6 protein-coding genes are annotated in these 6,830 nt (G+C 64.7%); 1 reads left to right on the top strand and 5 read right to left on the bottom strand.

The window, feature by feature from the left end:
* Positions 1 to 153: 153 nt before the first annotated feature.
* Positions 154 to 1,815: a malate synthase A gene (gene aceB, locus QRN45_RS20675; RefSeq protein ID WP_264637302.1), complete on the bottom strand. Its 1,662-nt coding sequence runs from the start codon at positions 1,813 to 1,815 to the stop codon at positions 154 to 156.
* A gap of 151 nt (positions 1,816 to 1,966) precedes the next feature.
* The gene (gene aceA / locus QRN45_RS20670) at positions 1,967 to 3,301 is read right to left on the bottom strand and encodes an isocitrate lyase (RefSeq protein ID WP_264637303.1); all 1,335 of its coding nucleotides are present in this window, start codon (positions 3,299 to 3,301) and stop codon (positions 1,967 to 1,969) included.
* A 155-nt stretch (positions 3,302 to 3,456) separates the two neighbouring features.
* Between aceA and QRN45_RS20665 the strand changes: the two genes are divergently transcribed.
* Entirely contained in the window at positions 3,457 to 4,968 is a 1,512-nt protein-coding gene (locus QRN45_RS20665; RefSeq protein WP_284764531.1) for a helix-turn-helix transcriptional regulator, read from the top strand.
* 127 nt (positions 4,969 to 5,095) lie between these two features.
* On the opposite strand, the gene QRN45_RS20660 is transcribed toward QRN45_RS20665, so the two are convergent.
* Genes QRN45_RS20660 through QRN45_RS20650 form a run of 3 tightly spaced genes read right to left on the bottom strand, consistent with a single transcriptional unit; the run spans position 5,096 to position 6,676 of the window.
* A complete protein-coding gene (locus QRN45_RS20660; RefSeq protein ID WP_264637305.1) occupies positions 5,096 to 5,689 on the bottom strand; it encodes a dihydrofolate reductase family protein in 594 nt (197 codons plus the stop codon).
* A 56-nt stretch (positions 5,690 to 5,745) separates the two neighbouring features.
* On the bottom strand, positions 5,746 to 6,279 hold the full coding sequence (locus QRN45_RS20655) for a DUF6036 family nucleotidyltransferase (protein WP_078106705.1): 534 nt from the start codon (positions 6,277 to 6,279) through the stop codon (positions 5,746 to 5,748).
* Between the two features lie 31 nt (positions 6,280 to 6,310).
* A complete protein-coding gene (locus tag QRN45_RS20650) occupies positions 6,311 to 6,676 on the bottom strand; it encodes an iron chaperone (RefSeq protein WP_241711077.1) in 366 nt (121 codons plus the stop codon).
* Positions 6,677 to 6,830 lie beyond the last annotated feature (154 nt).

The following is a 6,830-nucleotide window of genomic DNA, read 5'->3' as shown; positions in this document are numbered from 1 at the left end:
CACGATCACTCCGGTCACCGCAGCCTGATCCACCCCTACTTTTGTATTAGTTGGGTGGTGAGGGGTCCGTCGCTGGGCTGCCTCCCCGACCATCGGGGTCACTTGTTGCGAAGAGTGCAGGCAGCCCAGCGGACGGGGGCTCTATCTTTGGGCTCAGGCCGCTACGAGTTCTTCCTTGGTGGCTTCTTCGCGGGCCTCCGTGAGGTAGCGGGCGTAGGCCGGGATGGTCAGGAAGGTCGGGAACTCCTCAGCCAGTGTGACTTCCTCGAAGATACTGCGGGCATCGTTGAACCGGTCGTCATCGAAGCGTTCCAGGCGGGCGAACTCCTCGTCCAGGAGGTCGTTGATCCATTCGCGGGTGATGACTTCACCGGTGTCGGTGATGGCGTGGGAGTAGATCCACTGCCACAGCTGGGAGCGGGAGATCTCAGCGGTGGCCGCGTCTTCCATGAGGTTGTGGATGGCCACGGCGCCGTTGCCGCGCAGCCAGGACTCGATGTAGCGGATACCCACTTCGATGTTGTTCCGGATGCCGGTTTCGGTGATGGTTCCCTCGGTGGAGGCGACGTCGATCAGGGCCCGGTCGTCCGGGGTGACATCCTCGCGTGAGCGGTCCAGTTGGTTCGGACGCTCGCCGAGTACGCCGTCGAACACTTCGCGGCAGACCGGAACCAGGTCAGGGTGCGCGACCCAGGAACCGTCGAAACCGTCGCCGGCTTCGCGGGTCTTGTCCGCGCGGACCTTCTCGAACGCTGCCGTGTTGGCGGCCTCGTCCTTGCGGTTGGGAACGGCAGCGGCCATGCCGCCGATCGCCATGGCGCCGCGGCGGTGGCACGCCCGGACCAGTTGCTCGGTGTAGGAGCGCATGAACGGCTGGGTCATGGAGACCTGGGCGCGGTCCGGCAACACGAAACGGGGGCCGCGGGTGCGGAAGTTCTTGATGACGGAGAAGATGTAGTCCCAGCGGCCGGCGTTCAGGCCCGAGGCGTGATCGCGCAGCTCGTACAGGATCTCCTCCATCTCGAATGCCGCCGTGATGGTCTCGATCAACACCGTGGCGCGGATGGTGCCCTGCGGGATGCCGAGCAGGTCCTGGGCCAGGATGAAGATGTCGTTCCAGAGGCGGGCTTCGAGGTGGTTCTCGATCTTGGGCAGGTAGAAGTAAGGGCCCTTGCCCTGCGCGAGCAGGCGGCGGGCGTTGTGGAAGAAGAACAAGCCGAAGTCCACCACGCCGCCGGCAACGGGCTTCCCGTCGATGAGCATGTGCTTCTCCGGGAGGTGCCAGCCGCGGGGCCGGACCACGATGGTCGGCAGCTCATCGGCGGCACGAAGTTTGTATTCCTTGCTGTTGTGGCCGTCGGTTGACGTGAAGTCGATCCGGCGTTCCAAGGCGTCCGTGAGGTTCAGCTGGCCCTGGATGACGTTCCGCCACGTGGGGGTGGAGGAGTCTTCCATGTCGGCCAGCCACACCTTGGCGCCCGAGTTGAGCGCGTTGATGGTCATCTTCCGGTCAACCGGCCCAGTGATCTCCACCCGGCGGTCCTCCAGGCCCGGGGCCGGGGGAGCGACGCGCCAGTTCGGGTCGTTGCGGATGTCCGCCGTCTCCGGGAGGAACCGCGGATCCTGGCCGCTCGCGATCTGGCCACGGCGTGCGTGCCGCGCCTGCATCAGCTCCTGGCGGCGCTCCGCCGTCGCGCGGTGCAGGGCTGCCACGAACGCAATGGCATCCGGGGTAAGTACCTCGTTCTGCCGGTGAATTGGCTGGGCGGTCAGCGTGATGCCGTTGAGCGTGTAATTGTCAGTGAAGCTGTTCATGGGAGTGGCTCCTTGAATGGTCCCAACTGACTCGCACTAGGTGTCGTTTTGAGGGCTCAAAACGACACCTAGTGCTACCTAGTTGGGGGGAAGTGGGCCCACGGCCGCCGGGTTCCCTCGCGAGCTTGCGAGTGGAGGGGGCGGCTGGGGATTAGTGGAACTGGCCTTCTTCGGTGGATCCCACCAGGGCCAGGGTGGATGCGTTCGGGTTGAGCGCAGTTGCGATGTCGTCGAAGTAGCCGGTGCCGACTTCGCGCTGGTGCTTGGTTGCGGTGTAGCCGCGGGACTCGGAGGCGAATTCCTTCTCCTGGAGTTCGACGTAGGCGCTCATGCCTTCGCGGGCGTAGCCGTGGGCGAGGTCGAACATCGAGTAGTTCAGGGCATGGAAGCCGGCCAGGGTGATGAACTGGAAGGTGAAGCCCATGGCGCCGAGTTCACGCTGGAACTTCGCGATGGTGGCGTCGTCCAAGTGCTTGCGCCAGTTGAACGACGGCGAGCAGTTGTACGAGAGCATCTGGTCGGGGAACTCGGCCTTGACGGACTCGGCGAACTTGCGGGCGAGTTCCAGGTCCGGGGTGCCGGTTTCCATCCAGATGAGGTCCGAGTACGGGGCGTAGGCCTTGGCGCGGGCGATGCAGGGTTCGATGCCGTTGCGGACCTTGTAGAAACCCTCCGCCGTGCGGACCGGCTGTCCCGCTTCGCGGAGGATGAATTCCTGGTCGCGCTCGTCGACGTCGGAGGTGATCAGGGTGGCTGCCTCGGCGTCGGTACGGGCGATGATCACCGAAGGGGTGCCCGCGACGTCGGCCGCGAGGCGGGCGGCGTTCAGTGTCCGGACGTGCTGCTGGGTGGGGATGAGCACCTTGCCGCCGAGGTGGCCGCACTTCTTCTCGGAGGCGAGCTGGTCTTCCCAGTGCACGCCCGCGGCGCCGGCCTGGATCATGGATTTCATCAGCTCGTAGGCGTTCAACGGGCCGCCGAAACCAGCTTCTGCGTCGGCGACGATCGGGACCAGCCAGTCCTCGACCGTCTGGATGCCCTCGGAGAATTCGATCTGGTCCGCGCGGAGCAGGGCGTTGTTGATGCGGCGGACCACGGTGGGAACCGAGTTGGCCGGGTAGAGCGACTGGTCCGGGTAGGTGTGGCCGGAGTTGTTGGCGTCGGCCGCGACCTGCCAGCCGGAGAGGTAGATGGCCCGCAGGCCGGCTTTGACCTGCTGCACCGCCTGGTTGCCGGTCAGCGCGCCGAGGGCATTGGTGTAAGCGCCGGTCTTGGCTTCCTCCGTGAGTTGCTTCCACAGCTTCTCGGAGCCGCGCCTGGCCAGGGTGTGTTCCTCGGAGACACGGCCGCGGAGGCGGACGACGTCGGTGGCCGAGTAGTCGCGGGTGACGCCTTCCCAACGCGGGTTGGCAGCCCATTCGAGCTCCAGTGCTGCGGCCTGCTCGGTTGCGGAGGTGGGCTGCCCTGGTTCAAATGCTGCGGTCATTGTTCTGTCTCCTTTGACGCTGTTTTGGCGTGTTGCTGAGTTTGCCGCCCCGGCCGGCCTTGGCTGCGCCATTGCAGATCATTCCGACCGGGACTTCGTGGTTATTACTTTTCAGCACTTCCACGAGGCTTTCTAGATGGAAACCATGGAAAGAAATGCACTTCTTCGCGTATCCTCAAGAAATGTCACCTGTGAGCTGGAACCGCGAAGTACCGTCGCCGTCGTCGTCTGCTTCCACCGCCGAGCTGGACGTGATCAGCCTGGGGCGCCGCGTGCGGTATCTGCGCAAGCAGGCCGGGCTGACCCTCGACGACGTGAGCGTCGCCGTCGGGACCGCACCGAGCCAGCTGAGCCTCATTGAGAACGGCAAGCGGGAGCCCAAACTGGGCCTGCTGACGCAGCTCGCCGCGGCACTGAATGTCGGCATCGAACAGCTCCTCGGGGCCGAACCGCCCAGCCGCCGCGCGGCCCTGGAAATCGAGCTGGAACGGTACCAGCGCGGGCCCCTGTACGAGTCGCTGAACCTGCCCAAAGTCCGCGTCAGCGCGCGGCTTCCGCTCGATGTCCTCGAGTCGCAAGTGGGCCTCCTGCAGGAGCTTGAACGCAAGCTCAACGAGCAGGTTGCGACGCCGGAAGAGGCTCGGCGCGCGAACGGCGAACTGCGTGCCATGATGCGGGAGCGCGGCAACTACTTTCCGGAGTACGAGGCCGAAGCGCAAAAGGTCCTCAAAGGCGTTGGCTACACGACCGGACCCTTGAGCCAGCACGTCATTGCGGACATCGCGGACCACCTCGGATTCACCCTGCACCACGTGGGCGACCTGCCCCATTCCACCCGTTCAGTGACTGATCTAAAGAATCACCGAATTTATCTCACGCAAAGCCAACGGCAGGACCACGATCCCCGCTCGGTCCTCCTGCAGGCCCTGGGGCACTACGTCCTGGGCCACGAAACGCCCAAGAACTACGGCGACTTCCTGGCGCAGCGCGTCGCGACCAACTATTTTGCCGCGGCGCTCCTCCTGCCCGAGAACGCCACCCTCGAGTTCCTGCAGAAGGCGAAAGCTGCCAAGGAGATCGCGGTCGAGGACATCCGGGACGCCTTCGCCGTCTCCTATGAAACTGCGGCCCACCGGTTCACCAACCTCGCGACGAAGCACTTGGGAATCACCACACATTTCCAGAAAACCCACCAGAGCGGCATCATCTACAAGGCCTACGAGAACGACGGCGTGGCGTTCCCCCAGGACCACACCGGCGCCATCGAGGGCCAGCCGGCGTGCAAAGCATGGACTTCGCGGGCGGTGTTCGACGTTCCCGACAAGTTCAGCGCCTACAGCCAATACACGGACACCGTCTCAGGCACCTATTGGTGCACGGCGCGGACCGAGCGCTCGGCGGCGGGCGAGTTCTCGCTCAGCATCGGCGTGCCGTACCAGCACGTGAAGTGGTTCCGCGGGAGGGAGGCGACGGCGCGGGCTACTTCGACGTGCCCGGACCCGAACTGCTGCAAGCGCCCGCCGGCGTCGTTGGCTTCTTCCTGGGCAGGCAACGCCTGGCCGTCCGCGCGCGCCCATTCGCACCTGTTGGCCGCCATGCCCCCGGGTGCGTTCCCCGGCGTCGACGAGACCGAGGTGTACGCGTTCCTCGAGGCCCACTCTGGGTAGTTTCCGGGCTGTTGCAACGGGGGGCGCGTCACGCTGCGCGACTTTTTGGATTCCTTTGGGTTTGACAACCGCGGAATTCCGCGGCTTGGCTCGTGGCACGGACTCAAAAAGCTGCCCTGCGTGACGCCTACTCCTTGAGGACCGGATAGCTCAAGTGGGTGACGCCAACGCCCTCGACGACGGTCGGGTTGCCCAAAGTGAGCGGCACGTTCTCAACGCGATCGAACATCCGGATACCGGATCCGAGCAGCAGCGGAACCAGGTCGATGCGGATCTCGTCGAGCAAACCGGCATCGAGGCACTGCCGAATGGTGTCCGGCCCGTGCATGCCGACGATCTTGTCGCCAGCGGCCGCCTTTGCCTGCCCGACAGCGCTTTCCAGCCCGTCGGTGACGAAATGCACCGCGGAGTCGGAACGGGGCCACCCCTCGGGCATCTGATGAGTCACGACGTACGCGGGCACGCCGAACGGGTGCTGGCCGCCCCAAGCGTCGGCCCGGTCGGAGGTGCGTCTCCCGGTGAGCATCGCACCCACCTCACCCATCAAGGTCCGTAGGTGTTGGGCACTCGCTTCGGAAACATGGAATGTGAAGCCCGGGTTGAAGGTAGGGACGTCGACGTCGCCTGCGAAGTACCAGTCGAAGACCTCGTCGACACCATCCTCAAGGTCCGCCACGTAGCCGTCGAGGGACATCGACATGAATGCCACTACCTTGGTCATTAGCTTGCTCCTTCGGGTTGGGACGGGTTTGGGCACGGGCCTGGGCCCGGACAGGGTCAGACGGACATGGCCCAGGACAGGGCCGCATCGCGGCGAGGCTCGGACGGGTCGATCAGCCTGATTCTGTCCACGAGCCGGACGCGGTCGACGAGGGATGACTCGATAAGTGCCAGAACGAACGCGTGGTCTTTGGGGCGTGCCGCAATGAGCTTCGCCGCGCAGAGATCGTAGGGATCCAGGCAAAGCCCGGTGCTGTTGCGGGTCTGCTCATTGCGCACACCAACAAGGCGGTACTCCCAGTCCTCCGGGAGCACGGCAGTCTCCCTTTCGGCAGCCTGGACGTAGAACCCGAACTCCTTGTGGAAGGGTGACCACTCACCAAGGGCGGAGTCGATGCTGTCCGCAAGCGTGCCGGCGTCGTCGTCGGAAAACGGGGCGATGTCGACGGCATCCGACATGGTGATCGACGCAGGCAACTGGTCCTCCGTGAACGATCCCAGAATTGACTGGCTGCCGATCACGATCACCCGGTCGCCGTGGATGATATCCGTGGCGGCCCGGATGGCGTGCTCAAGCTCATCGCGGCGCATGGCTGTACCGTACCCCCGCGCTGCCTGGTTGTCAGTAGCCGTTCCGTTGCCGCCCGCGCTCAGCCAGCAGGGTCGCCACTTTTTCGATGAGCTCATACGGCATCGGCTTGCCCAAGGGGAATTTCAAGGTGCCTTTCGCCGCCCGGAAAGGGGCGATTTCGCGCTTGAAGTCCTCGCCGCCGTCGGGCACTGGATAGACGGAAATATGGTGCTTCCACGCCGCGAAGTACACCACGTAATGGCCGTCGAGCGTGATGGTGGGGATACCGTAACTGATCCTGTCCTCCGCTCCAGGCACTGCTGCCAAGGCCCGTCGCCGGATCTCCTGAAGGATGGTTTGCACCTCGTCAGGGCGCGACGCGATGTATTCGTCCACCGTGTCAAAGTGCTCCACCATGTGCTTCCCCTGATCCGTTTCGTGTCCCGCCGGTTCTGGACCAAGCTTGCACTACCCCGCGCCGCCCTGCCAGAGGGCATCGAAGCGACGCCACTCCGACGCTCGCTCACTTACATCGGGTTTTGGCGGGTCGCTCGCTCACTTACATCGGGTT

Origin of the sequence: Arthrobacter sp. efr-133-R2A-63 (assembly GCF_030209795.1) — a bacterium.
Lineage (GTDB): Bacteria > Actinomycetota > Actinomycetes > Actinomycetales > Micrococcaceae > Arthrobacter > Arthrobacter bambusae_A.
Note: the sequence above shows the minus strand (reverse complement) of the source record. Positions and strands in the feature narration are given on the sequence as shown.

What these genes read in the sequence shown, in the direction of transcription:
- QRN45_RS20660 (WP_264637305.1), bottom strand. Translation starts at nt 5,689, where the DNA reads ATGACCAAGGTAGTGGCATTCATGTCGATGTCCCTCGACGGCTACGTG.
- aceB (WP_264637302.1), bottom strand. Translation starts at nt 1,815, where the DNA reads ATGAACAGCTTCACTGACAATTACACGCTCAACGGCATCACGCTGACC.
- QRN45_RS20650 (WP_241711077.1), bottom strand. Translation starts at nt 6,676, where the DNA reads ATGGTGGAGCACTTTGACACGGTGGACGAATACATCGCGTCGCGCCCT.
- QRN45_RS20655 (WP_078106705.1), bottom strand. Translation starts at nt 6,279, where the DNA reads ATGCGCCGCGATGAGCTTGAGCACGCCATCCGGGCCGCCACGGATATC.
- QRN45_RS20665 (WP_284764531.1), top strand. Translation starts at nt 3,457, where the DNA reads ATGCACTTCTTCGCGTATCCTCAAGAAATGTCACCTGTGAGCTGGAAC.
- aceA (WP_264637303.1), bottom strand. Translation starts at nt 3,301, where the DNA reads ATGACCGCAGCATTTGAACCAGGGCAGCCCACCTCCGCAACCGAGCAG.